This window comes from Ruminococcus sp. HUN007, from assembly GCF_000712055.1.
Classification (GTDB): Bacteria; Bacillota; Clostridia; order Oscillospirales; family Ruminococcaceae; genus HUN007.
The window spans coordinates 2,718,787-2,744,380 of the sequence record NZ_JOOA01000002.1 but is presented as its reverse complement, the minus strand read 5'-3'; the positions used below and the strand labels follow the sequence as shown (position 1 = coordinate 2,744,380).

Here is a 25,594-nt window from a genome sequence, read left to right as displayed (position 1 = left end):
TTATTCAACTGTAACCGACTTAGCCAGATTTCTCGGCTTGTCAACGTCAAATCCCTTGCCGATAGAAACATAATAACTGATAAGCTGAAGCGGAATAACCGATAAACTTCCTGCAAACAACGGTTCTATCTGCGGAACGTAGCATACAAATTCAGCAGTGTCTTCAAGGAAGTAGTTGCCTGCAGTTGTAACTGCCATGACCTTTGCACCGCGGCTCTTTACTTCCACCATGTTGCTGATGGTCTTTTCCACAAGATTTGTCTGTGTGACAACAGCTATAACTACTGTTCCGTCTTCAATAAGGCTGATAGGACCGTGCTTCAGTTCACCTGCTGCATATGCCTCGGAGTGGATGTAGCTTATCTCCTTAAGCTTAAGACTTCCTTCCATGCCGATGGCATAGTCAATGCCACGGCCGATGAAGAAGGAGTCTGAAAGATTGATGAGCTTGTTTGAATACCACTGAAGGCGTTCCTTGTTTTCAAGTATCTTTTCCACCTTTTCAGGTATGGAGTTGATCTCAGCAATAAGTTCAGCATAGCGTTCATCAGTTATTTCTCCTCTTGCCTTTGCAAACTGAAGAGCAAGCAGATATCCGGCAACGAGCTGTGTTGAGTATGCCTTGGTTGTGGCAACTGAGATCTCAGGACCTGCAAGTGTGTAGAATACGTTGTCTGCTTCTCTGGCGATAGATGAGCCAACTACGTTTACAATACCAAGAGTCTTAACTCCGCTGTCCTTTGCCATTCTGAGTGCAGCCAGTGTATCAGCAGTCTCACCTGACTGTGAGATAACAATAACAAGGCTGTTTTTATTGATCCTCATATCTCTGTAACGGAACTCGGAAGCAAGTTCCACACGAACCTGAAGTGAAGTAAGCGATTCAATTACATACTGAAGATCAACACCGACATGATAAGCCGATCCGCAGGCTACTATATAGATTTGGTCGATCTTCTTCATTTCCTTGTCCGTAAGATTTACAGAATCGAAATAAACAACCCCGTCCTTTACAACAGAATTGATAGTATCACGGATAACCTTAGGCTGTTCGTGGATCTCCTTAAGCATAAAATGCTCAAATCCGCCCTTTTCAGCAGATTCCGCATCCCACTTGATCTCGGTAAGAGGCTTTTCTATTGTTTCTCCGTCAATATTGAAGAATGTAACATTACCCTTTTCGAGCTTAGCGATCTCCATGTTGCCGATGTAGTAAACGTTACGTGTGTACTTAAGAATTGCCGGAACGTCAGAAGCAACATAAGATTCACCGTTTGTGATACCGATGATCATAGGACTGTCCTTACGCGCACAGTAGATCTCACCCAGAAAATCCTTAAACATTACGCAAAGCGCATACGATCCGCGGATACGTACCATTGCTCTGGCGATAGAGTCAACAGGTCCGAGATTGTATTTCTTGTAATAGTAATCAATAAGCTTGACAGCTACTTCAGTGTCTGTCTGTGAAACGAAAGTATAGCCTTTTTTGATAAGCTTCTCACGCTGTTCCGCGAAGTTTTCGATAATACCGTTGTGAACTGCAACTACATTCCCGTCTTCCGAACTGTGCGGGTGAGCGTTTACTGCCGACGGTTCACCATGAGTAGCCCAGCGAGTGTGACCGATACCGCACGTACCCTTTACAGCCTTACCGCTGTTGGTCTTGTCGATAAGAACTTTGAGCTTGCCTTTTTCCTTGATGACTTCTACTTTGTTTTCACCGTTACGAACAGCTATACCAGCCGAGTCGTAACCACGATATTCAAGCTTTGAAAGTCCGTCCAGAAGGATCGGAGCTGCCTGTGTGTTACCTGTAAATCCAACTATTCCGCACATGTTCATGCACTCCTTTAAATCTAAAATTATTTCCAATATTTTCTGTAGTTTTTAGACGTAATATATTTATATATGTAACGGTATTTAACCGGTGCTTTCCAAACTTTAGGAGAAAAATTACCTCTTAGGGCATTTCGGCTACCTCTTAGGGCGAACCCATAGACATGGCCATTTTTATATGTTATCATATATATATGCCATGGTAAATTTAAACCATTGTATAGCTAATCCGGATATGCTATACTAAAAGAAAGGAACTAAACAATGGCAGACGTTTATGATACAACGTTTAGAACGCTGGTCTACAAATGCAGTTCTCTTGTTCTTCCGCTTCTTAATGAAACCTTCAGTGAACACTACACTGGCGACGAAAAAATCGTCTTTGATCAGAATGAACAGATGATTGAAATGCCTGAAGAAAGCGTAAAAAAGGAATCGGAAGAAAAAAACAAAAGCTCTGACGCAAAGAGCAACAAGTACAAAGAGCGAATAACAGATACTAATTTCACTGTTTTCGCGGGTAATAACAAGAATTATCATCTGGAATGTGAAAGCAAACCGTACAGCACTAACATGCTGATCCGTCTTTATGAATATGACACTCAGCTTGCTCTGCGTAACAGCGTTACTGAAGACAACACAATCAGAGTAAAGTACCCGAATACTGCAGTGCTTTATCTGAGGAACATTTCAACCATTCCTGATGAAATGAAGATGATAATTGAAGTTTCAGAAGGCACTGAGGCCATTAGAAACGTTAATGTCATCAAAATGAAAAACTATACAGCTGAAGAAATAATACAGAAGAAGCTATTTATGCTTATACCGTTTTATCTGTTCAACTACGAGAAACAGTTTCAAGAATGCAATGATGATCCTGAAAAGCTTAAAGTCATTCTTAATGATCTGAGATATCTTGAAAAAGAACTGTGTGCTCTTGTGAATCAAGGTGATCTTGATCCAATGCACCTAAAAGCCATCGGGAAATGCACAAAAGCCGTTTCAGATCAGCTTGCTCAGAATTATGACAATGTAAGAAAAGGAGTTGATGACGTTATGTTAGGTCCAATTTTAGATCTCGATATCTTTAACGATTATGATGAGGCTGAAGAAAAAGGAAGAAAAGAAACCGAAAATAAGTATCTTTTATCACTTTTAAATCATGTAAACAGCGGCAAACTTAAACTTAGCGATGCTGCATCAATAGCTAATATGTCGGTTGATGAGTTTAAGAAAGCAAGTGAGGCGCTGACTTCTCACTGATTCGGATAATTGAACTGAATATGCTAACGGGCGACTGTAAGGAAATAAAAATCCTTACGGTCGCTTTTTTTATTTCTTTATTCTTTTACTCCAAATTATGTATAGAAATAAACTTTATTTTCCTGGATCAGTATTCAAATCATCATGAGAAGTTTTACTTTCCTCAGTTACTTCATCAGTATCGTGAAGATCTCTCTTCATCTGGCTGCTACTGATTTCAGGAGTACGTGGAAGATAAACGACTTCTACACCTTCTTCTTTCAGAAAATCAAATTTTCCTTTCCAGTCATCGCCCATTACAAATGTATCAACATGATATTCATGAACGTCACTTCTCTTCTGCTGCCAGTTATTCTCCGGAATAACCAAATCTACATAACGAATAGATTCGAGAAGCTGTTTTCTCTGCTCATAAGTAAAATATGTTTTCTTATGTTTTTCATTCCAGTTAAATTCATCGGAAGAAAGAACTACTATAAGATAATCACCTAATGCTTTTGCTCTCCTTAACAGATTGATATGTCCATAATGGAGTAAATCATATGTACCGTAAGTAATAACTCTTTTCATACTTGTTCCTTTCTTGCTCTGCAGCAAAGAGTATTCATAATTTATATGTAAATCGTCTTTTATTGATTCTGATTTTTTATCACGTGACATAAGTTCTTCGGCTCCGACTCTCGGATCAAGACCTTTATTTATGATTTTATTCATGCCTAATGAAAGTAACCGTTCCGCTCTGTCTTCGCGCAGTTCTCCACGACTGTAAAGTTCTCTCTGAAGGCGATACCACCGGCCAAGCCAAGGGCGATGTTTCCTTCTTTTAATTTAGTAGGAATATCTTTACTTCCTGTTCGTTTCAGATAAGAAACAAGACATTTATAATTGTTATCCATAGTGATTTTCACGCTGCTGTGTCCAAGGAGTTCGCTTAACGATTTCATATCAAAACCAAGAGAAATACATTTGCTTGCAAAACCGTGACGTAAGGCGTGAAAGTGGACTGACGGCAGGTTTTCGTTTTTCAGTATAGTTTGAAAACGGTTCTGCATTGTACGTGGTTCAACGGGTTTTCTGCTTCCTGACAAAACAAAATCCTCCGCATTAGTCTGAAACTTGCGGAGGAATGATATAAGTGTTTCCGGAACTGGAATTGTGCGAAATGAAGAACGACTCTTCGGATCAGTAATAATAAGTTTAGTTTTCCTGTTTCCGTTTCTGCATTGTATACGTTGTATCGTTTTGCTGACGGTAATTATCCGTTTTTTAAGATCAACATCTTTCCATTGCAAAGCGCACAGTTCACCGATTCTTAATCCTGTAAGCATTGCAAGAGCTACAGCAAGCGTAGCAAGTGAATGATTGTTTGCAATGTAATTTTCAAGCCTTGCTTCTTCTGAAGAAGATAGCCTGTCAATCTCGGCTTTGTGTTTTTTAGGCATTACAATATCTCTCGTCGGATTATTTAAGTGATAATGAACTTCACCGTAACGCATCACTGCCTTCATAAGGGTCATAATATCTGATATATAGCGGTTTGAAAGTTTGTTTTCCTGTTTATCAGATATAAAATCATAGATCATTTCAGAAGTGATCTCATGAATATAAAGGCCGCCAAACACAGGTAGAATGTGCTTGTCAGCCTTCATCTGATAATTTGCAGCAGTCGATTCCTTTATCCGTCGTCTGCTGTTTTCAATCCATTCTGAGTAAAGTTCGCTGAAAGTTGTTGATATTTCATCTGTAACAGTATTATCTGATTTGTGTTTTGTTATCAATAGTACAACTTCTTCATAACTCTTTCCGTAAAAAGATTTATACTTTTTCTTCGTTCCTTCCTCAGAAGGATAATAAATTCTTCCTTCCCATCTTCCGTCTTTGCGAAGATATATGTTAAACTGTATCAAAGCTTTATGCCTCCATAGCTGTATTTTAATTAACAATCACCAAACCGAGTGAATATTATTGATATCATGGTATTTCTGAACTTGACTTTATGAGCGGTATGTGATAGAATTAATACTATTAATGAATGTATACTGATAATTATAATAACACAGCCAGTGATTTTTCGCAAAATAAGATATTTTACGAAAACTGAAATATTTTCACAAAAAATTAACGCCACACTGTTCATCATCGCAGTGTGGCTTTTTTACGCGAAAAAATCCGGCACTTAAAAAGTACCGGATTCGAATTCTTTATTATTTATAATATTTCGCTTTTCTGAAATCGATCTGTTCCGAGAACGGATTGAAGTTGAGATCCTTTGCGTTCTTTCTGTATGTGAGGAACAGTTTTCTGTAGAAAAGCGGGATGTAGTCGCCGGACATCATTATTTCATTTTCCGTCCTGCTGAAAACATCGCACCTGTCATTAAACGTCGAATAGGTCAGTGCCTCGTCAAGACCATCCCTGAGGTCCTGTCTTTCATCGCTTTCATAAAGTGTTTCGACAACATTTTTCAGATAGTAGTACACCGACTTGTCGGAGTTGTCTATCTCAGCAAACGCCATGAAGTAATCGTCGCTTTCCATGCGGCTGTAGTATTCTTCATCGTCGGCGTAACGGAGTTCAATGTAGACACCGAGCTTGTCCTGCCAGTCGCCGATGATCTTGTTTACAACGCCTGCATCAGCCTTGTTGCGGACAAGGATTTCCGCCTCGCCCGGATAGGTGTCAAAGAAATCCTTTGCCATCGCCTTTGTCTCATCCGTAATTTCAGCTTTGTAAAAATCAAAGGATATTGCCGGATACTGTTCCCTGTATACTGCATCGGCCACGTACATGCTTCCCGGAACGATGCCGTAGGCAACCTTGAGGTCATCCGGACAGATCTTTTCGATAGCCTTTCTGTCAACGGTGAGAGAAAGTGCCTGTTTGATCTCTCCGTTTATCTGGACCTCCGGATTGAAGATGATACCCAGCGATGAGGTTTCGTAGCTTTTTACATCGGTAGCAGTTACGAATGACTTTTTCTGCGCCGCCCGCGAAACATAAACGTCGGTAAGCGATGCGTCGTAGTTTTCCGCAGGAGCATCGCTGTCGCGGTCGATAAGGAAGGTCAGCATGTACGGATACACTCTGTCCGATGCCGAGTTTTCATAGTTCCGTTTCATATAGATCAGATTGTCACTGCCGTAGGGATCGTAGGACCACTGTGTCATATAGAAAGCGCCGTTCGAGATGACCGATTCCTCGTCAAGACCGTAGCGCGCTTTTGTTCCTTCGAAAAAGCGCTTGTTGCACGGCATCGCAGGAGCCGTTGTAAGCAGATAGAGGAATTCGGAATTCGGTCTGTCGAGATGGAACACCAGTTCCGTATTGTTTACCGCATAGACACCGAGCTCGGTATATTCGATCTCACCGTTGATTATGGCACGTGCATTGTGTATAAAACTGAATTTTTCCCTGTACGGAGACTGCATGACCGGATCGAATATCCTCTTGAACGCATAAACGAAGTCATGAGCCGTTACAACACCTTCAGGACCCGCCTCGCTTCTCCAGTGGCAGTCATCCCTTAACGTGAAAACTGTACCGCAGTCCGTCCTCGGAAACCTCACAGCTCTTCGCAACTCCGTATTCAAGCTTCCCGTTCTGGCCGAATGTAACAAGGCCGGTAAACATGTTCCGGATTATCATGAGCGAAGAACGGTCCACGGCGAGCTGAGGATCAAGGTTTTTCGGGTTTCCGTAAAGTGTATACCGGAAGGAATAGCCCGCTCCGTCATCTTCGCCGCTGTCGCCGCAGGCTGCAAGCGGGATCACAAGCAAAAGAGCAAGAATAAGTGCTGCGCTTTTTTTCAGTTTCAGAATTATGTTCAAATTATTTTGCTCCCTTCTTTGCCCGCAGTTTTACAGCGTATCCGGATCGATCTCAGCAACCGCGCCTGTTTCAAGACTTTTCCTGCAGTCGATTATACGCTGGTTGCTGCTTCCCCGGAATTTAAGTTCAATACTTCTTAATTCCTGTATGAACGGACCATCAACAAGAATGTCCGTGCATTCAAGAAGTTCCATGAATCCGTTGCTTTCATCCGCATTTTCCGTGAGATACTCGTATGTATATCCTGTATAGGTAACTATGTTAAGGTCTGTATCCTTCAGCTCACGCGCAAGTGCTGCCAGAGCCTTCGCCTGACAGAAGGGTTCACCCCCGCTGAAGGTCACACCGTCAAGCAGCGGGTTTTTCCTTATCTTTTCAGTGAAAAATGACAGGTCTGCGGTCTTTCCGCCGTTAAAATCATGTGTCTGCGGATTGTGACATCCCGGACATCTGTGCGGACAGCCCTGTGTAAATATGCAGAACCTAAGTCCCGGACCGTCAACTATCGAATCGTTGGCGGTACCGGCATATCTTATCTCATTCATTTTCGTCAACGCCGTGCTTTACTCTGTCACGTACTTCGGCCTGCTTTGCGTTGTTGAAACGGTCCACCGTTCCCACAAGGTAGCCTGTTATTCTTCTTATACGCTCGAAATTACGCATGTGCTCAGCTTCGGTGCGCCCGCACTTCGGACAGGTATCACCGATTATTCCCGTATATCCGCACACAGGATCGCGGTCTACCGGATGGTTTATTGAACCGTAGCCTATGCCTGATTCCTTCATGCATCTTACAACCTTTTCAAAGGCAGAAAGATTCTGAAGCGGGTCGCCGTCAAGCTCAACGTAGCTTATGTGACCTGCATTTGTAAGTGCATGGTACGGAGCTTCTATTCTTATCTTGTCAAAGGCGCTGATGTGGTAGTAAACCGGTACATGGAATGAGTTCGTGTAGTATTCCCTGTCAGTTACGCCCTTGATAACGCCGTATTTCTTTGCGTCCATTTTTACGAAACGGCCTGAAAGTCCTTCAGCCGGCGTCGCAAGAAGTGTAAAGTTAAGGCCGGTCTTTTCACATTCCTCATCAAGCCTCTTACGCATTCTCGTGATTATTTCAAGGCCGAGTTTTCTTGAATTCTCGTCTTCGCCGTGATGCTTTCCTGTAAGAGCAACCAGAGTTTCCGCAAGTCCGATGAATCCGACCGACATAGTTCCGTGCTTCAGCACTTCTCCCACTGTATCGTTTTCCCTGAGCTTTTCGGAATCTATCCACACGCCCTGTCCCATAAGGAACGGGAAGTTCTTTACTGTTTTCTGCGCCTGTATCTTGTAGCGGGCCATAAGCTGGTCGATGGAAAGATCCATGTACTTGTCAAGAAGCTCGTAGAACTTCGTAAGATCGCCCTTCGACTTGATGGCAAGACGCGGAAGATTTATGGAAGTAAAGCTTAGGTTGCCTCGTCCTGTAACTATCTCTCTTGACTTGTCGTACACGTTTCCTATTACTCGTGTACGGCAGCCCATGTAGGCAACTTCAGTGTTGTAGTCGCCTTCCTTGTAGTAAGGAAGATTGAACGGAGCGTCTATGAACGAGAAGTTCGGGAACAGACGCTTTGCCGATACACGGCATGCAAGCTTGAAAAGATCGTAGTTCGGATCTTCCTTGTTGTAGTTTATGCCTTCCTTGATCTTGAAGATATGTATCGGAAAGATCGGTGTTTCGCCATTTCCAAGTCCTGCTTCATTTGCAAGGAGTATGTTCTTTATTACCATTCTTTCTTCCGGAGATGTGTCAGTACCGTAGTTTATTGAACTGAACGGTGTCTGGGCACCTGCACGGCTGTTCATGGTGTTGAGGTTGTGGATAAGAGCTTCCATTGCCTGGTAAGTCGCCCTGTTTGTTTCTCTGAAAGCTGCTGAAGATGAAAACTCCTGGATCTTTCTTGCATTTTCAGCATCGGTGAGTATCGTGAGCTTTTCGAATTCAGCCTTCTGATATCCGTTATCTCCTGAAAGCACAGGAACAAGACCTGTGTCCGCTTTTATCTCATCTGCGATCTTCTTTGCAGTTTCTGCCGCATTGTCTGAAATACCGAAAAGTTCGAGGCATCGTGCCACGTTCTGAACGTAACGGTTCTTATATGTTTTTCTTACGCCCACTGCCATTGCGTAGTCGAAATTCGGCACGCTCTGTCCGCCGTGCTGATCGTTCTGGTTCGACTGGATAGCAATGCAGGCAAGAGCTGAATAGCTGGCGATATCGTTTGGCTCCCTTAAGAAGCCGTGGCCTGTTGAAAAGCCGTTTTTAAAGAGCTTTATAAGGTCTATCTGGCAGCAGGTAGTAGTAAGCGTAAGGAAGTCAAGATCGTGAATGTGGATATATCCCTTTTCATGTGCCTTGGCGTGTTCGCGTTCGAGAACATACATCTCGTAGAATTCCTTGGCGCTTACAGAGCCGTACTTGAGCATCGTACCCATTGCAGTGTCGCCGTCTATGTTGGCATTTTCACGCTTGATGTCACTGTCCTTGGCCGACTTGAAGGTAAGGTCCCTGAAAACCTTCATAAGACTTGACTTCATTTCCCTCGCACGCGTTCTTTCATAGCGGTAAAGAATGTATGCCTTGGCCGTCTTTGCATGTCCCTCTTCGATAAGAGTCTTTTCAACTATGTCCTGCACCTGTTCAACAGTCGGGATCGTTCCCCGGAATCCTTCATCCATCGATTCCGTGATCCTGCATGCGATATCCATAGCCTCCTGGTAATCAGAACCGCCTACCGACTGCGCTGCCCTGAATATTGCATTTGCCATTTTATCTATATTGAAAGTAACCTTTCGGCCGTCTCTTTTTATGATCTTTGTAAGCATCTTAAGCGTCCTCCTTAAGTCCCCTGCATTATTAAAAAACAATACCAAACAGCGTAAAAGCATGTCTGGTATTACTTTAGGGAAACACTGATCAAACCGGAATTACGGATTCACCGGATTTCCGGAAGCAGGATCTGCAAGGCTTCGCCCCGGAACCCCACAATGATTTATACATAAATCAGCGTTTCCTTAGTATTCGGTTTTAAAGTTTTCAGAACGCCTTTTCGGCGGCCTTGAGAGCCTTTTTTGAATCCTCGCACACAACGAGATACACATAGCGTCCCTTTGTTTCGACACTGCTGTTTTCCAGCTTGGCAAATTCCGCAGGAGCATAGCTTTTAAGAGTCTCTTTTCTGCTCTGAAGTCTCTTTTCAAGAGCCTTTTCGATCTTTTCGACATTCTCATCGGAAGATGCCTTTACAAAGACTGCCTCCTCGGCATAGGCCATGTTTCCGGCAACGGATGCCGCAAAATCGTCGTACCAGCTTTCCTCAATGTCGTAGGTGTATTTTATGTCAGAACCCTCAACACTGACCATTTCATCAAATCCGGTGCCGTTGTCAAGTGCTGCCTTGAGAAGATCCTCTGTCGCAGCTTCGGAACTGCCTCCGGAACATGAGCATAAAAGTATTCCTGCTGTCACACAGGCTGTGAACGCTGAAATTAATTTTTTCATAACTCTCCCCCTATTCAACTGTATGGCTAAGGATGTAGTCGGTAAACTTCACGTACAGATCCTTGTTCATATGAACACCGTCAGTGGATCCTTCGAGATAGCCGCTGGATCCGCATATCGCTGAAAATGTATCGAGAAAATACCATTCATGTCTTGCAGCCATGTCCTGAAGATCTGAATTATATTCTCTTATCCTGTCCATACTGATATTCTTTTTCGCATCAGTCGTAGTGGAACGTTCGTACGATACCGGCGGTATTGAAAGAATGTAAATGTTCACTCCCGGTATCTGCGAAACTATCTGTCCGACAAAATCCTCATATGAGCTTATCATATCTGAAGACTTAAGCCACGCAACGCCGTTCGTCCCCATCATGATGTAGATATTTTCAGGTGAAACGGATGCAATGGATGAAGGGCTTATGCTCTGCTGGATGTTGCTTATTGAAAGGCCATCCTTTGCAAAGACCCTGCTGCTGTCAACAAATCCGTATGCCCACAGTCCGTTTGTATGCGAATCCCCTACAAAAGCACATGTATCATAATAATCGCTGCCTTTCACCTGACCTGATGCAGGAACAGGCGCCCCATAGTTATAGTCACCGCCGGAATGACCTGCAGGTTTTTCCGGTTTTGTTTCGTCCGGTATCTCCGGTTCCGTTTCCGCTTCTGTTTCTGAAATTTCTTCAGTTTCCGTCTCGGAAAGTTCCGTTTCTTCAGTTTCGGTCTCTTCCGTTTCCGATACTGAAGTAACCGGTGAGGTACGTTCTGTTTCCGGCTTTGCAGATGTAACTGCAGAGACTGTGACTGTGGAGAACGGTACACCGGTGAAAGGAACTGAGCCTTCAGTTTCCAGTACAGCCGCTTCCCTGACAACAGTTTCCGAAGGAATTTCTTCGAGGACCTGTTCAGATCCAAGTCCGGCCAGTGTGGAAATATAGCTTCCGGTAAATATAACAAGTAAAGCTGCAGCAGTAATTTTTACAATATTATTGCTGTCCGTGATCTTTACCGCCTTTCGGTTTATTTCGCAGTATGAGTAAGAATGTACTCTACAAATTTTTTGTAGACATCAAGTGTGAAATGCATACCGTCCCTGGTAACATCATCAGGAAGTTTTCCTGACGAATCTTTAAGTGCTGAGTTTACATCAACGTAATGTACGTTTTTCTGGTTTGCAAGTTCAAGAAGTCTTGCATTGAACTGGTCGATTTCTGAATTGAGAACCTTTCCGTTTTCAACTGTATCTATGTTTTCCTTCATTGTGCCTACAGGTGTAAGTGAAATGATATAGATAGATGAATCAGGAAGCTTTGTCTTGATATCGTCAACGAATGTGCCGTAAGCCTCGATCATTGAGTCATTGTTATACCATGCTACACCGTTGCTTCCGAGAAGAATGTAGATATTCTTCGGCTTCAGTTCCTCGATTGCAGTCATGACCTTGACCGGTTCGTCAAATCTTGTATTCTTGACCGGAGTTTCGTTTATCTTGTCTATACGAAGCCCGACATCAGCAAACACGTTGTCTGACGGTACAAGCTTGTAAACTGAAAGGCCTGTTGTGATAGAGTCACCGATAAACATACAGTTTTCAAGATATGATTCCGGCTGTGCCTCTGACTCAGGAACAGGGTTGTTTCCTTCTGTTTCGCTGTTTTCAACTTCACTCATCTCAACGAGCGTGTTTCCGTCAGCATCAGTTACTGAAGCACCTTCGGAGTCGGTTACCACAACCGGTTCCTGCTTCGATGCTCCGCCGTTGTATGTTGCTGAAGGCTTGGATGATATATCAAAATTATTTGCATAAATTAAAAAGCTTACTATTATACTTACCACATAGAACATGAGAATCAGTGATAATTTAAATGGATTGGACTTTTTCTTTCTCTTTCTTACAGCAGTCATGTTCAGTGATACTGGTCTGTTTTCAGGCATCGTCTGACTTCCTTCCGATTAATTTCTGTGAAACTTCATGCCGGAGATCCGGCTTCGCCGTTTCTCCATGGGAATGAGAGTGTGCGGGGGCCCGCCCCGTGTCCCGGATGATCTGCAGACAGGTCATCGTTTCCCTGTATTATGTTTTTCCCGTAAAAACCATGCTAATATCAATTATACTATACATCACGTGTTTTTTCAATATCCGCAAATGAATTTGAGAAAAAAATATAAGACAAATTTTTCAACTTTTTTATACTAATAAACAAGGCGAAGCTCATTAACTGAACTTCGCCTGCAGTATCACAGTATTCCGTCTATGTCAGCCCTTGCGGTAATAAGGGCGATCGCACATTCTATTCTCTTTTTTATGAGCTGGCAGGTGAGCTTGTGCGGCTTATCGATCTCGCCGGTGAGAAGGTGAGCACTTGCTCTGCAGCCTCCGCCGCAGTAAAATTTTGCCCAGCATTCCTGACATGCGCTTATGGTCGATACTCCTGTTGATGCAAACCTGTTCTGCAGTTTTGTGTCGAAAGTACCGTCGAGGACATTTCCCATCCGGAACGAACCGTCGCTGATGAACTGATGGCACGGATAAATGTCTCCGGACGGTGTGACCGCAACATATTCGTATCCGCAGCCGCAGCCTTTTTCACGGCTTCTCTCGCATCCGGAATGCCTTATATCCACGCTGAACGGGAAAAAGTCGATGTGTTTTCCTGCCTTTTCCGATTCTATCAGTCTTTCGGTAAGATGGTCGTATTCCCTGAAGACCATCGGTATGTCAAGACCGGCAAGTGAGTAGTCAGGTGATCCCGGAGCCACCGGCTCAATGGACATGCTCGTGAATCCTTCATCTGCCAGACTGAAAACATCTTCCGAAAAGTCCGTATTAAGTTTCGTGAAAGTTCCTCTTACACAGTAATTCGTGCCGCCGCGTCCGTCAACAAGTCTGTGGAATCGCGGCATTATTTCATCGTAGATCCCGGTGCCGTTCGGTCTGCAGCGCAGTCTGTCGTTTACGTCCTTTCGTCCGTCGGCGGAAAGTACAACACTGTCTATTTCACGGTTGATATATCCGATAACTTCGTCAGAAAGAAAAGTACCGTTGGTGGTGATACTGAAGCGGAACTTCTTTCCTGTTTCCGCTTCCTTTTTATGAGCATATTCAACTGTATCCTTAAGGACGCTGAAATTCATAAGAGGCTCGCCGCCGAAGAAATACAGTTCAAGGTCATTTACACTGCCTGAATGCTCTATAAGGAAATCAACAGCCTTAAACGCTGTTTCAGACTTCATAAGTCCTCTTTCGCCGCCGAAAAGTCCGTTTCCGGCAAAGCAGTATCTGCATCTGAGATTGCAGTCATGCGAAATGTTAAGGCAGACGGCCCTTACCGCCGGCACCTCCGGTGCGCAGCCTGTACACGGTGGCTCTTCCGTGGTAAAGAGTTCATGGGCATTGTAAAGCTCGACCACCTCATCGTAACAGCTCCAGATATCTTCCTTCTGATGAAATTTCTGAAGCTTTTCGAGAACATCTTCCGGGCAGACCGGATCAAAAGGAGGTTCGATGTTTTCAAGCATGTCATATGTAAGATCATCGATTACATGAATGCTGCCGCTGTTTACGTCAATTACTATGTTGTATCCTGCCGCCTTGAATTTATGGATCATAAGCCCCTCTGCCCTCTTTTCATCTTAAAATCAGCAAGAAGGGACAACATCGTATCGTATTGTCCCTTCTGGTTTTCATATTATTTTATTTTTTCACGGTTTTCTTATGTACTGTAACTGTACATGACATTCTGCATGCAGGCACACAGAGAGACCTGCATTTGCCGCAGTCTGATTTTTCAGAACTGCCTGCCGGAGCCGCTTTGCAAAGAGTTCTTATATGTTTCATACTGCAACACCTCCAACCGCTGATCAATAAAGAAAATACCGGAAGTTCAACGTCCGGATTTCCAGATTTTCACTGTTAATATTAATAATTTTAATATAAACAGTATTATAACACACTGTCTATTTATTTTCAATAGTATTTATAAAAAAAATTGCAGCTATTTCTTCTCGAAATAACTGCATTTTTCATAATAATTGTATTATTCAGCCTTGTTATCTTTCTTTAAATTCACAGTTTTGTCAGGACCTGCATTCTGCTTTTCTGCTTTCGCAGCAGCCTGCATTCTTTCGTTTGCAGTCACATTTTCCTTAACAGCTGATTTCTGAATACGGAGTTTGCTTCTGTCACTGCCTGTTTCAATAACAAGCGTATCGTCCGTCTGACGTACCACAAGACCGATTATTCCGCCGATAGTAATTATCTCATCACCGATAGCAATGTTCTGGCGCATTTCCTTATCCTGCTTGTCGCGCTTCTGCTGCGGTCTGATGATAAGGAAGTAGAAAACAGCAATAAGCGGAACAAATGTAATGAGCATTGAGATCATTCCTGAATATGCTCCTTCTGATCCGGCAGCTGCCTCAGCGAGTATAACTGGTGTAAAATTCATTTTTTACTGGCCTCCAATAATGTTGCTGTAATGTACTGTTTTTCCGTACGGAAAAGTCACATTACTTTGAAGAAATGTACTTGTCGATCGAAGCAGCCGCTGTCTTGCCGGCACCCATTGCGAGGATTACTGTAGCAGCACCTGTTACAGCGTCACCGCCTGCGTAGATACCGTCTCTTGTTGTCATCATATCTTCGTTTACGATGAGACAGCCTCTCTTGTTAGCTTCGATACCGTTTGTTGTTCTTCTGATAAGCGGGTTAGGCGAAGTACCGATAGACATGATAACTGTGTCAACTTCAAGGTCAAATTCTGAACCCGGAATTTCCTTAGGTCTTCTTCTGCCGCTTTCATCAGGTTCGCCGAGTTCCATTTTAATGCACTTCATTGATGAAACTCTGCCGTTTTCATCCCCGTTTATCTTTACAGGATTGTTGAGGAGCATGAATTCGATGCCCTCTTCCTTTGCGTGGTGAACTTCTTCCTTTCTTGCCGGAAGTTCTTCCTCGGAACGTCTGTAAACGATGTATACGTGTTCAGCACCCATTCTCATTGCACTTCTTGCTGCGTCCATTGCAACGTTACCGCCGCCTACGACTGCAACCTTCTTTGACTTGATAACAGGTGTTGTGTAGTCATCAAGATATCCCTTCATAAGATTGATTCGTGTAAGATATTCATTTGCTGAGCATACACCGATAAGTGACTCGCCTTCGATACCCATGAAGTTCGGAAGACCTGCACCTGATCCGATGAATACTGCCTCGTAGCCCATTTCAATGATGTCGTCTATTGAAAGCACCTTGCCGATTACCATGTTTGTCATGATCTCAACGCCGAGATCCTTAAGAGCGTTTACTTCTTTCTGAACGATGGACTTAGGAAGTCTGAATTCAGGGATACCGTACATAAGAACGCCGCCGGCAACATGGAAAGCTTCAAAAACAGTTACCTGATAGCCGAGTCTTGCAAGGTCGCCTGCACATGTAAGACCTGCAGGACCTGCACCTACGACTGCTACCTTCTTACCGTTTGAAGCAGGCTTCTGTACCGGAACAGCCTTTCCGTTCATTACGTAGTCAGCAACGAATCTTTCGAGACGGCCGATACCTACAGGCTCGCCCTTGATGCCTCTTACACACTTGCCCTCACACTGGTTTTCCTGGGGACAGACACGTCCGCATACAGCAGGAAGAGCGTTTGTTGACTTTATTACTTCATACGCACCGTAAAAATCCTTTTCCTTTACCTTTGCGATGAATTCAGGGATCTTTACACCTACAGGACATCCTGTAACGCACGGCTTGTTCTTGCAGTTAAGGCATCTTTCAGCTTCCTCGACTGCCATTTCCTCAGTATAGCCGAGAGTAACTTCCTCAAAGTTTCTGGCTCTTACCTTAGGATCCTGTTCAGGCATTACAACTTTATTTAAAGACATATTTGGCATTTTAAAAAATCCTCCTTAAAGAATCACTTGGCTGCAGCCATCATACGACAGGCATGTTCCTGTTCTCTGTATGTTGAGTTTCTGCTCATGAGTTCGTCGAAGTTTACCAGGTGTCCGTCGAAGTCAGGTCCGTCAACACATGCATACTTTGTCTCGCCGCCTACAGTTACACGGCAGCCGCCGCACATTCCTGTGCCGTCGATCATTACAGGGTTGAGTGATACTATTGTCTTTATGCCGTACTTCTTAGTCACTGAACAGACAAACTTCATCATCGGAACAGGTCCGATAGCGATAACTTCGTCAAACTTCTTTCCGCTCTGGATGAGTTCCTCGAGAGCAGTTGTTACGAAGCCCTTCTTGCCGTAGGATCCGTCATCTGTTGTGATGATGAGATCGGTACATGCAGCTTTGAATTCATCTTCAAGAATAACAATATCTTTGTTTCTGAAACCGGCAATAACAGTTGTGTCAATACCTCTGTTATAAAGTGCCTTTGCCTGCGGATATGCGATAGCGCAGCCTACGCCGCCGCCGATAACGCAGACACTCTTTGTGCCTTCTTCAACGTGTGTCGGAACACCGAGAGGTCCTACAAAGTCAAGGATCGTATCACCTTCACTGAGCTTTGAAAGCTGTTCTGTAGTCTTTCCAACGATCTGGATAATAACCGTAACAGTTCCCTTTTCCCTGTCATAGTCAGCAATTGTGAAAGGAACTCGTTCGCCCTTTTCATCAACTCTTAAAATTATGAACTGACCAGGCTGAGCCTTTTTTGCAATAAACGGAGCTTCAACTGACATGAGGAAAACTGCGTCATTCAATGCTCTCTTTGTAACGATTTTAAACATTATAAAGATCTCTCCTTCTATAAAATAATGAAACACTGATCGAGCCGCCGATCCGGCTGCGCCGGACCGGCGTGCGGGGGAGAAAGAGGGACTTCGCCCCGGCCCCCACGCTGATCACAGATCAGCGTTCCCCTGAAAACACAATATGGCTGTTTTTTGCCGTACTAATTACTATTCTATCACAATTCTTTCTAACATGCAATAGCTTTTTTTATTCGAAACTTTTTTTGACATAAAAAACAAAAGCGGAAGTATGATCGGCGTAAAACGACCACACTTCCACTATATTTTCTTAGGGAAACACTGATTATATCGTAAATCCGGCGAAGCCGGATTTACGGAGGCGGGATTTGCGGGGCTTCGCCCCGGAGCCCTACGCTGATTTATGAATAAATCAGCGTTTCCTTAGAAAAATGCCTGTTTACTTAAGTGCTGCCTTAAGTGCTTCAGTCTTGTCTGTCTTCTCCCACGCAACGCCGAGATCCTCACGTCCCATGTGACCGTATGCAGCAAGCTTTCTGTACTGCGGCTTTCTGAGTTCGAGAGTTTCGATAATGGCAGCCGGTCTTAAGTCGAACACTTTATTTACTGCTTCAGCAATAGCATCATCAGCAAACTTACCCGTGCCGAATGTGTCAACGAGCACTGAAACCGGTCTTGCAACACCGATAGCGTATGCAAGCTGAACTTCGCACTTGTCTGCAAGTCCTGCGGCAACTACGTTCTTGGCAACGTAACGTGCTGCGTAGGCAGCTGAACGGTCAACCTTCGTCGGGTCCTTGCCTGAGAAAGCTCCGCCGCCGTGTCTTGAGTATCCGCCGTAGGTGTCAACGATGATCTTGCGTCCTGTGAGGCCGCAGTCACCCATTGGTCCGCCTGTTACGAAACGTCCTGTAGGATTGATGAAGTACTTTGTATTTTCGTCAAGGAGTTCTGCCGGAATGACAGCCTTGATAACATATTCCATTATATCTTTTCTGATGTCGGCAAGTGATACTGCATCTGAGTGCTGTGTTGAAACTACAACTGTGTCAACACGTACAGGCTTTCCGTCATCATATTCAACTGTTACCTGTGACTTGCCGTCAGGTCTTAAGTAAACGAGCGTGCCGTTCTTTCTTACCTCGGTAAGCTTAAGAGCGAGTCTGTGAGCGAGTGAGATCGGAAGCGGCATGAGTTCCTTTGTCTCATTGCAGGCAAAGCCGAACATCATACCCTGGTCACCGGCACCGATGGCGTCAGCGTCGTTTACGCTTCCGTCCTTTGATTCAAGGGCTTCGTTTACGCCCATTGCAATGTCAGGTGACTGTTCGTTGATCGAAGTGATTATTGCGCATGTATTTCCGTCAAAACCGAACTTTGCTCTGTCGTAGCCGATGTCGTTGATAACATCTCTTGCAATTCTCGGAATGTCAACATAGGCGCTTGTTGTGATCTCGCCCATACACATGATCATGCCGGTCGCTGCAGCTGTTTCGCATGCTACTCTGGCAGAAGGATCTTTTTCAAGAATGGCATCGAGTATTGCGTCAGAAACCTGATCGCAGATCTTGTCAGGATGTCCTTCTGTTACTGATTCTGATGTGAAAAATTTCTTCATATTTTTTCCTCCGTTAGATTTTTTGGTATATTATATCACAGGGAACACCCGAACGGATGATCCGGCGTTTTCTGTGTGTAATATCAGTCCTTGCGGCTTGCGTACACCTTGGTTATCGCAAGCTTTCCGTTCTGGCGTTTTTTAAAGTGGATGTCCATCGTCATGTGATGCGGCGATTTTTTATAGATATCGTCCCGGCCGGTATCGTCAGGCGAAATATATGTCATGGCCGTATAGCAGACGTAAGTCACTGTATCGTCCTTTGTGTCGGTTATTTCCGGCGACGGGATATTCAGTGCGGTAATTTCCCCTCCCCTGAGATTAAGTCCTTCAAGAAGAAGATCCCTGTAATTGTCACCCCAGGCAAGATCCTTTACTCTGGCGCTGTCACCGTTGAACACCGAACCGATATATTCAACCGACCTGTCAAAAAGCTCGCTGTACAGTCCCGGCAGTTCGCCCATTCCGGGTGTAACAGCAGTATTGTGTATCCTTACAAGCTTTTTTTCACCGAAAAGCCACTTGTACATTCTTATTTCACTCATGACAAGGCGCCCTTCACTGTCTTCGGTTATTCGGAAGAAATCCTCTCCCTTGTTCAACTGTATGTAATTGCCCTGCTCAGAAAGCGGCTTCGCAGGATAGTTTTTCGTAATTCTGTCCCATTCCTCTGTGATAAACACTTTTCCGCTGTAATCAAACAGAACGAATTTCTCACGTTCCGTTTCAGCGCTGAGCATCTCAGTGGAGATCTTTTCAAACTGTTTGTAGACAAAGGGGACAATAACATTTTCGGCGTTGTCGATGATGCCGTATCTGATGCCGCGGTCAGTCGGAAGCGATACGATGAAATGATCGCCTTCGATCTTGTCAACGCTTTTCCACCGGGCTTCTATTATCACCTTTCCCCCCTGGTTTTTCACCCCGTAAAATCCCCGTCTTGCAAAGCTGTAGTAATTATCGCCGAGACTGCTGACAGTCAGTGTCTCAGGTTCGTCCTTCACAAGCACCCGGCTTTCATCCGAGTAGAACTTTATTATATGGTACGTGAATATGATGAAAATAACTGAGAGTATGAAAGATATCACCCGGATATTCCTGTTCAATTCTCACGCTCCGTTTTCTGTATATCCGCCTCGGTCTCCTGAACAAGATAAATAGGTCTCTTCTTGCATTCAAGATATGTCTTGGCTAAATACTGTCCGAGAATACCGGTAGTAAACAGCTGGAGTCCTCCGAGAAGGAGAATGAGGCAGACGATCGTAGGATAACCGTGAATGTCATTTCCGAAGCAAAGCTTCTCGATGATCGTTACCAGCGCGAAGATCACTGCAATGGCACATGAAACTATACCGAGCAGAGATGCAATGGCGAGAGGTGCCGTTGAAAACGCCGCAATGCCCTCGAGGGAGTACTTGAAAAGTCCCCAGAAGGACCAGGCAGTCGTACCTGCGGCACGTTCAACGTTCTTTATCTCAATGTATTTTGTACGGAATCCGACCCAGCTGAAAATACCCTTTGAAAAGCGGTTGTACTCCTTCATCGACAGAATGGCATCGACCATCTGGCGGGTCATGAATCTGAAGTCCTGGGCTCCGTCAACGATCTCGGTCTGTGAGATCCTGTTTATTATTCTGTAGAATTTCCTTGCGAACCAGCTTCTTACTTTTGATTCGCCTTCGCGGTCCACTCTGCGTGTCGTTGCGCAGTCATATTCACCGCTTTTTACATAGCTGTACATCTTCGGGAGAAACTCCGGCGGATGCTGAAGATCTGCGTCCATAACAACTATGTAGTCACCCTTCGAAGCCTCAAGTCCGGCATACATTCCTGCTTCCTTGCCGAAATTTCTTGAAAATGAGATGTATCTGACACGGCTGTCCTCGCGTGCATATTTCCTGAGTCCTTCAAGAGTTGCGTCACGGGAACCGTCATTAATAAAAACGAGTTCATAGTCAAGTTCGGGATGTTCAGTCTTCATTCCGTCCATGACTTCGGTTATCTTGTCATAGAACAATGGAAGTACTTCCTGTTCATTGTAGCATGGCACTACTATGGAAAGCAATTTCACGTTATCCGTAAGCTCCTTAAAAAAATATAGTGCAGATCCGGACGGACCTACACTATATATTTTACTATAATCTTTGTATATTTTCAAGATGTGCACAGATTAAAAATAAATTTCATCCGCACCTGCATCAGCACATGATATCTTTTATATTTGCGTTCGAGATGATCATGCCGGCATTGTTCTTGATCTGCTTGTATTTTCCAAGAGGAAGGTGATATCTCATTATTCTGATTGCATCTGCATACTGCGGTGAAGGAGAGATAGCTTCATTTACTCCTGCCTTGAAATCAGCAGTGTGGATATCGCGGATATCCTTCTTCAAAACATCGATAGCTGCATAGCTTGAAACATCCTTGTTGAGTACATCCATGGCTGTTTCGAGAGCTGTCCGATGAACATTCTGCTTTGTGATGTCGTTTGATCCGATGATCTGGACCACATTTCTTGAAAGGAGTTCAAGTGCAGCCTTTCTTGTGGAACGGTTGATCATAGCATCGCAGCTGAGCTGCATTATTACACCGAGCTGTGAGATCTTTTCAAGCTGCTCGATGGTGTAGAATTCAGGATAATACTTTTCAATGTGAGCGATGATAGGACAGAGATTCTTTGAAATAATAAGCTTCTGGAGAGTCTCGATAACCATGTCGCTGTATTCCTGGTACGGAAGGGAAAGCATGATGTAGTTTGTGTTTCCGACACAAAGCTTTGATGTATCAGGTATATCAAGAAGTGACGTTGTAAACAGTACTTCTGCGCCCGGAATTATACGCGGAAGTGACATTCCCTTTATTTTTTCGTTCAGTTTTGCAAAAGCTTCCTCGCGTTCTGCAAGGAAATCTGAAACATTTGAATCAACAGAATTAAAGTATGGTGTTGCTACTACGGTCTTGATTTTAGCTTTGTGCAGAATTTTAAGAATATCAACGCATCTGTCAAGTTCTTCATCCATGTTTTCGACATCGAGTTTCGGAAGGACCCTTGAGTGAAAGTCAACGTATCCATTCATAAATCGCACACCTCCTCGGAAAATTTTGTTGGAAATTATTTGATAATCGTTTAACACGTATTTACATAATCAGCTTATTATATTTTAATTGATTTTATTTCTTTTGTCAAGTTTTAAACAATACGGAAATCCCGTTAAATTGTTGTTTTATGTCACAATTGAGTTAAAAACAGGAGAAAATTTAGGCGTTTTCGCAGTATAAAACCCATAAAACTTTGTTTAAAAATCACAGTCTGTATAAATGTTGTTTTTTAAAGCGATATTTTGCTGTTTTCAAAAGTTTTGTCATAATTCCCGAAAACGAACAACACTTTGAAATCATCTGATCATTAACCCGCCGCCCTGTAAGGAATCTGCATTCCCGGGACCGGCAAACGTACGGCTGCTCCACCGGAACCCCGGAATTCTGCTGTCAGCGTCCGGAAAACAGAAACGGCGGATGCTTCAGAACTGTTGTCTGAAGCATCCGCCGCTCTGATCAGTATCTTTACGGATACTGTTATTACTTGTTGGTTACCTTCTTCCAGATCTGTTCAGTAACGATCTTGTCGCCGTTCATATCTCTTTCGAGGATACCTCTGAGGATACTTGTTGCATCGATCTGTGTGAACAGGCCGTTCGGACTCTGGTTTACGTTACCTAAGAAGTGTGAAAGTGCAACGCCTTCTTCCGGTGTGCCGTCGTGTAAGTTGATGTTGTCAGCGAGAAGTGACTTCTTGAATACTTCGAGTGAGAGAATCTCACGGAGTATTACAGTCGCATCTACCTGTGTTACCTTACCGTCGAGGTTTACGTCGCCCTTTACGCCCATGCTTACTGTTGATGTTTCCTTTGTGTAGAGCTGGTCACCGGCATTGTTGTCGATGAATGCTACGTGTGGTTCAACTGTTCCGTCTGCATTGAGCTTTGAGTTTTCTGTAAGTCTGCCGTAGAGTGCTGATACGCCGATCTTGCTGATGCATGTATCGAGTGTATCTGAAACCTTTATCTTAACTGTGAAGAGTACTGCGTCAGATGCGAGGTTTCTTGTTTCTACTCCGCGGAATACTACGTAGCCGCCCTTTGCTGCATAGCCTGTCTTTGCTGAAAGTGCAAGAGCTTCAAGGCTGTCAGGTGCGTAGTACTTTATGTTGCCCTTAAGGTCAGTGCTGAGTGATTCAGGATCAACAGTATATCCTTCAGGAAGTTCGAAGCCGAATCCTGCATAGTCGAAGTATGCCTTTTCTGCATTGAAGTCCTTCAGTCTTACAGGGTAATCGAATGATTCTGTACCCTGGAAGAACATCTTGTCTTCAAGAGCGAGCCTGATCTGTTCGCCGTTTATGCTGATCTTTCCGTCTTCGTGTACTTCCTGCTTAACCTTATCAGGGTTATTAATGATGATATCTATGATGTTATCGAGACCTGTCTTTGCAGCTTCTGTTGTAACTGCTTCAGTCTGTGCTGTTGTAACAGCCTCTGTTACGACTGCAGGGTTTTCAGTTACATCGCCCATCACACCTGTTGTGATCTCCGGAAGATCGATGTCGATGAGTCCAGGAGTTGTTGATGCTGTTGTTACAACGGCATCTGTTGTGATATCAGTTACAGGAGTTTCTGTGATCTCAGCTGTTGTCGCTGATGTTGTAACTTCTGCTGTCTCTGTTTCTGTTGCTGTTGTTGTAACGCCTGCTTCTGTTACTGTTGTTGTAACGCCTGCTGTTGTTACCGGCTTGGTTTCTGCTGTTGTTGCTTCGGTTACATTTGCTGTTGTTACCGGCTTTGTCTCTGCTGTTGTAACTCCTGCTGTCTCTGCTTCTGTTACCTTCGCTGTTGTTACTGCCTTTGTCTCAGCTGTTGTAACTCCTGCCGTCTCTGCTTCTGTTACCTTCGCTGTTGTTACCGGCTTTGTTTCTGCTGTTGTAACTCCTGCCGCCTCTGCTTCTGTTACCTTCGCTGTTGTTACTGCCTTTGTTTCTGCTGTTGTAACTCCTGCCGTCTCTGCTTCTGTTACCTTCGCTGTTGTTACTGCCTTTGTCTCAGCTGTTGTAACGCCTGCCGCCTCTGCTTCTGTTACCTTGGCTGTTGTTACTGCCTTTGTCTCAGCTGTTGTAACTCCTGCTGTTATTGCTTCGGTTACATTCGCTGTTGTTACCGGCTTTGTCTCTGCTGTTGTAACTCCTGCTGTCTCTGCTTCTGTTACCTTCGCTGTTGTTACTGCCTTTGTCTCAGCTGTTGTAACTCCTGCTGTCTCTGCTTCCGTTACCTTCGCTGTTGTTACTGCCTTTGTCTCAGCTGTTGTAACGCCTGCTGTTGTTGCTTCTGTTACAGTAGCTGTTGTTGCCGCCTTTGTTTCTGCTGTTGTAACGCCTGCTGTTGTCGCTTCTGTTACCTTCGCTGTTGTTACCGGCTTTGTTTCAGCTGTTGTAACGCCTGCCGCCTCTGCTTCTGTTACCTTCGCTGTTGTTACCGCCTTTGTTTCTGCTGTTGTTGAAGCCACTGTTGTTACTTCAGTCTTTGCAGTTGTAGCTGCTGTAGTAACCGCTGTTGTTACAGCCGGCTTTGTTACGATAGCCGGAGCCTCTGTTACTTCACCCATGAACTTAGCTGTTGTGGATGCTGGTAATGTGATCTCCGGAAGATCAGTTGTTTCTGCCTTTGTAACGCCTGCAGTTGTTGTTTCTGTTACTGTAGTTGTAACTGCACCTGATTCAGCTGTTGTTTCAGTGCCAGCCGGTGTTGTCTGAGCTTCAGATACCTTAGCAGATGTTTCTGCTGTAGTTACCGGTTTGCCGGATACTTCTGTTACAGACGGCTTTGTTTCCTCAGTTACGATAACTGTCTCAACTGCTGTCTCAACAACTGTTTCTACCGGCTTCTTAACGCCGTTTACATTTACAGTAAGAACAACATCGTAGTTTCTGTTGAACGGATCCTTAGCATCAGGTGTGAATGTGTATTCAGATGCATCGATCACGTTAGAACCTTCAGCGATAACTGTATTTGTATCATTCCACCTGAATGTACCGTGGATAACGCCCGGTACTGTAACAGTGCTTAAGCGTTCGCCTGCGAAGCCTTCAAGGTTTACAGTGTACGGGAATTCTGCCTTTGTAATGCATCCGTCTGTATCTGCCTCGTGGAACTTCTTAGTCATTACCGGCTTGCCTGCTTCATCAAATCCGAAGCAGAAGTTTTCGTTTGTGAGTGTTAATTCTGCATTGATCTTGTCTGTACCTGCGTCAGCACTTACAAACTCTGCACCGTTTGTAAGGTATCCGCCGAGGTTCCATTCCTTGTTTTTGCCATCCTTCTTTGAGATCAATGTATAATTGTTTACGCTGACATCCGTGCCGCCGTTGTAAGGTCTTGAATCGATATCAGCAAATATGTTCTCGATAACGCAAGGTGTGATCTTTACTTCTGCTGTAAGTGCTGCCGGATGATAGTTGTTGCTGAGCTTTAAGAATCTCGTAAGGCTCTGCTCCTTTTCATCTGCCATGCGGTTGTAGTTTACAGTGATCTTGTAATCGCCGACCTCCTGCATTACATTTTCCGCTTCCTTAACAGCTTCGTATTTCTCGAAGAGTGTGATAAGCTTCCTGTACTTGTCTGCCTCAGGTAATACACCTGCGTTGATGAATGACTTGATACGGTCTCTGTTTGTATCTACAAGTGTCTTCACCTGCATATAGTCATTGTAATTATTCAAAA

Annotated in this window: 21 protein-coding genes; 1 reads left to right on the top strand and 20 read right to left on the bottom strand. The window is 44.1% G+C overall.

Annotated features, from left to right (window positions below; translation table 11 throughout):
* Entirely contained in the window at positions 1–1,839 is a 1,839-nt protein-coding gene (gene glmS / locus CC97_RS15995) for a glutamine--fructose-6-phosphate transaminase (isomerizing) (RefSeq protein ID WP_044976188.1), read from the bottom strand.
* A 264-nt stretch (positions 1,840–2,103) separates the two neighbouring features.
* On the opposite strand from glmS, the gene CC97_RS15990 reads away from it, so the two are divergent.
* Complete coding sequence (locus CC97_RS15990) at positions 2,104–3,102, top strand: hypothetical protein (protein ID WP_044976186.1); 999 nt, start codon at positions 2,104–2,106, stop codon at positions 3,100–3,102.
* 114 nt (positions 3,103–3,216) lie between these two features.
* Here the strand turns inward: CC97_RS15990 and tagD are convergent, their stop codons facing one another.
* The 19 genes from tagD to CC97_RS19145 all read right to left on the bottom strand — a co-directional run bounded on the left by tagD (position 3,217) and on the right by CC97_RS19145 (position 25,592).
* Positions 3,217–3,672, bottom strand: coding sequence for a glycerol-3-phosphate cytidylyltransferase (gene tagD, locus CC97_RS15985; RefSeq protein ID WP_044977141.1), 456 nt, complete (start codon positions 3,670–3,672; stop codon positions 3,217–3,219).
* A 146-nt stretch (positions 3,673–3,818) separates the two neighbouring features.
* On the bottom strand, positions 3,819–5,009 hold the full coding sequence (locus CC97_RS15980) for a site-specific integrase (RefSeq protein ID WP_081850162.1): 1,191 nt from the start codon (positions 5,007–5,009) through the stop codon (positions 3,819–3,821).
* 297 nt (positions 5,010–5,306) lie between these two features.
* The gene (locus CC97_RS15975) at positions 5,307–6,668 is read right to left on the bottom strand and encodes an ABC transporter substrate-binding protein (RefSeq protein WP_044976185.1); all 1,362 of its coding nucleotides are present in this window, start codon (positions 6,666–6,668) and stop codon (positions 5,307–5,309) included.
* Entirely contained in the window at positions 6,619–6,930 is a 312-nt protein-coding gene (locus tag CC97_RS15970) for a hypothetical protein (protein WP_044976183.1), read from the bottom strand. The genes CC97_RS15975 and CC97_RS15970 overlap by 50 nt, the downstream gene beginning before the upstream one ends.
* 30 nt (positions 6,931–6,960) lie before the next feature.
* Positions 6,961–7,476: an anaerobic ribonucleoside-triphosphate reductase activating protein gene (gene nrdG / locus CC97_RS15965; RefSeq protein WP_044976180.1), complete on the bottom strand. Its 516-nt coding sequence runs from the start codon at positions 7,474–7,476 to the stop codon at positions 6,961–6,963.
* Positions 7,469–9,799 (bottom strand): anaerobic ribonucleoside triphosphate reductase, encoded by a 2,331-nt coding sequence (locus CC97_RS15960; protein WP_044976178.1) that lies wholly within the window; start codon positions 9,797–9,799, stop codon positions 7,469–7,471. Before CC97_RS15960 ends, nrdG begins: the two co-directional genes overlap by 8 nt.
* Positions 9,800–10,010: 211 nt before the next feature.
* Positions 10,011–10,475: a DUF4358 domain-containing protein gene (locus tag CC97_RS15955; protein WP_044976176.1), complete on the bottom strand. Its 465-nt coding sequence runs from the start codon at positions 10,473–10,475 to the stop codon at positions 10,011–10,013.
* A 10-nt stretch (positions 10,476–10,485) separates the two neighbouring features.
* Positions 10,486–11,037 (bottom strand): GDSL-type esterase/lipase family protein, encoded by a 552-nt coding sequence (locus tag CC97_RS20640; RefSeq protein WP_044976174.1) that lies wholly within the window; start codon positions 11,035–11,037, stop codon positions 10,486–10,488.
* A gap of 461 nt (positions 11,038–11,498) precedes the next feature.
* A complete protein-coding gene (locus CC97_RS15945) occupies positions 11,499–12,413 on the bottom strand; it encodes a GDSL-type esterase/lipase family protein (RefSeq protein ID WP_044976172.1) in 915 nt (304 codons plus the stop codon).
* Between the two features lie 303 nt (positions 12,414–12,716).
* On the bottom strand, positions 12,717–14,087 hold the full coding sequence (gene scfB / locus CC97_RS15940; protein ID WP_044976170.1) for a thioether cross-link-forming SCIFF peptide maturase: 1,371 nt from the start codon (positions 14,085–14,087) through the stop codon (positions 12,717–12,719).
* Between the two features lie 85 nt (positions 14,088–14,172).
* The gene (locus CC97_RS20355; RefSeq protein ID WP_156036951.1) at positions 14,173–14,316 is read right to left on the bottom strand and encodes a six-cysteine ranthipeptide SCIFF; all 144 of its coding nucleotides are present in this window, start codon (positions 14,314–14,316) and stop codon (positions 14,173–14,175) included.
* Between the two features lie 199 nt (positions 14,317–14,515).
* A complete protein-coding gene (yajC, locus tag CC97_RS19770; protein ID WP_081850159.1) occupies positions 14,516–14,926 on the bottom strand; it encodes a preprotein translocase subunit YajC in 411 nt (136 codons plus the stop codon).
* A 61-nt stretch (positions 14,927–14,987) separates the two neighbouring features.
* Positions 14,988–16,373 (bottom strand): NADPH-dependent glutamate synthase, encoded by a 1,386-nt coding sequence (gene gltA / locus CC97_RS15930; protein ID WP_044976168.1) that lies wholly within the window; start codon positions 16,371–16,373, stop codon positions 14,988–14,990.
* A gap of 23 nt (positions 16,374–16,396) precedes the next feature.
* Positions 16,397–17,224, bottom strand: coding sequence for a sulfide/dihydroorotate dehydrogenase-like FAD/NAD-binding protein (locus CC97_RS15925; protein ID WP_044976166.1), 828 nt, complete (start codon positions 17,222–17,224; stop codon positions 16,397–16,399).
* Between the two features lie 421 nt (positions 17,225–17,645).
* A complete protein-coding gene (gene metK, locus CC97_RS15920) occupies positions 17,646–18,824 on the bottom strand; it encodes a methionine adenosyltransferase (protein ID WP_044976164.1) in 1,179 nt (392 codons plus the stop codon).
* An 83-nt stretch (positions 18,825–18,907) separates the two neighbouring features.
* Positions 18,908–19,834: a hypothetical protein gene (locus CC97_RS15915; protein ID WP_156036950.1), complete on the bottom strand. Its 927-nt coding sequence runs from the start codon at positions 19,832–19,834 to the stop codon at positions 18,908–18,910.
* A 92-nt stretch (positions 19,835–19,926) separates the two neighbouring features.
* A complete protein-coding gene (locus tag CC97_RS15910) occupies positions 19,927–20,895 on the bottom strand; it encodes a glycosyltransferase family 2 protein (RefSeq protein WP_044976160.1) in 969 nt (322 codons plus the stop codon).
* 127 nt (positions 20,896–21,022) lie between these two features.
* Positions 21,023–21,901 (bottom strand): CpsB/CapC family capsule biosynthesis tyrosine phosphatase, encoded by an 879-nt coding sequence (locus CC97_RS15905; RefSeq protein ID WP_044976158.1) that lies wholly within the window; start codon positions 21,899–21,901, stop codon positions 21,023–21,025.
* 502 nt (positions 21,902–22,403) lie between these two features.
* Positions 22,404–25,592: a hypothetical protein gene (locus CC97_RS19145; RefSeq protein WP_049962973.1), complete on the bottom strand. Its 3,189-nt coding sequence runs from the start codon at positions 25,590–25,592 to the stop codon at positions 22,404–22,406.
* Positions 25,593–25,594 lie beyond the last annotated feature (2 nt).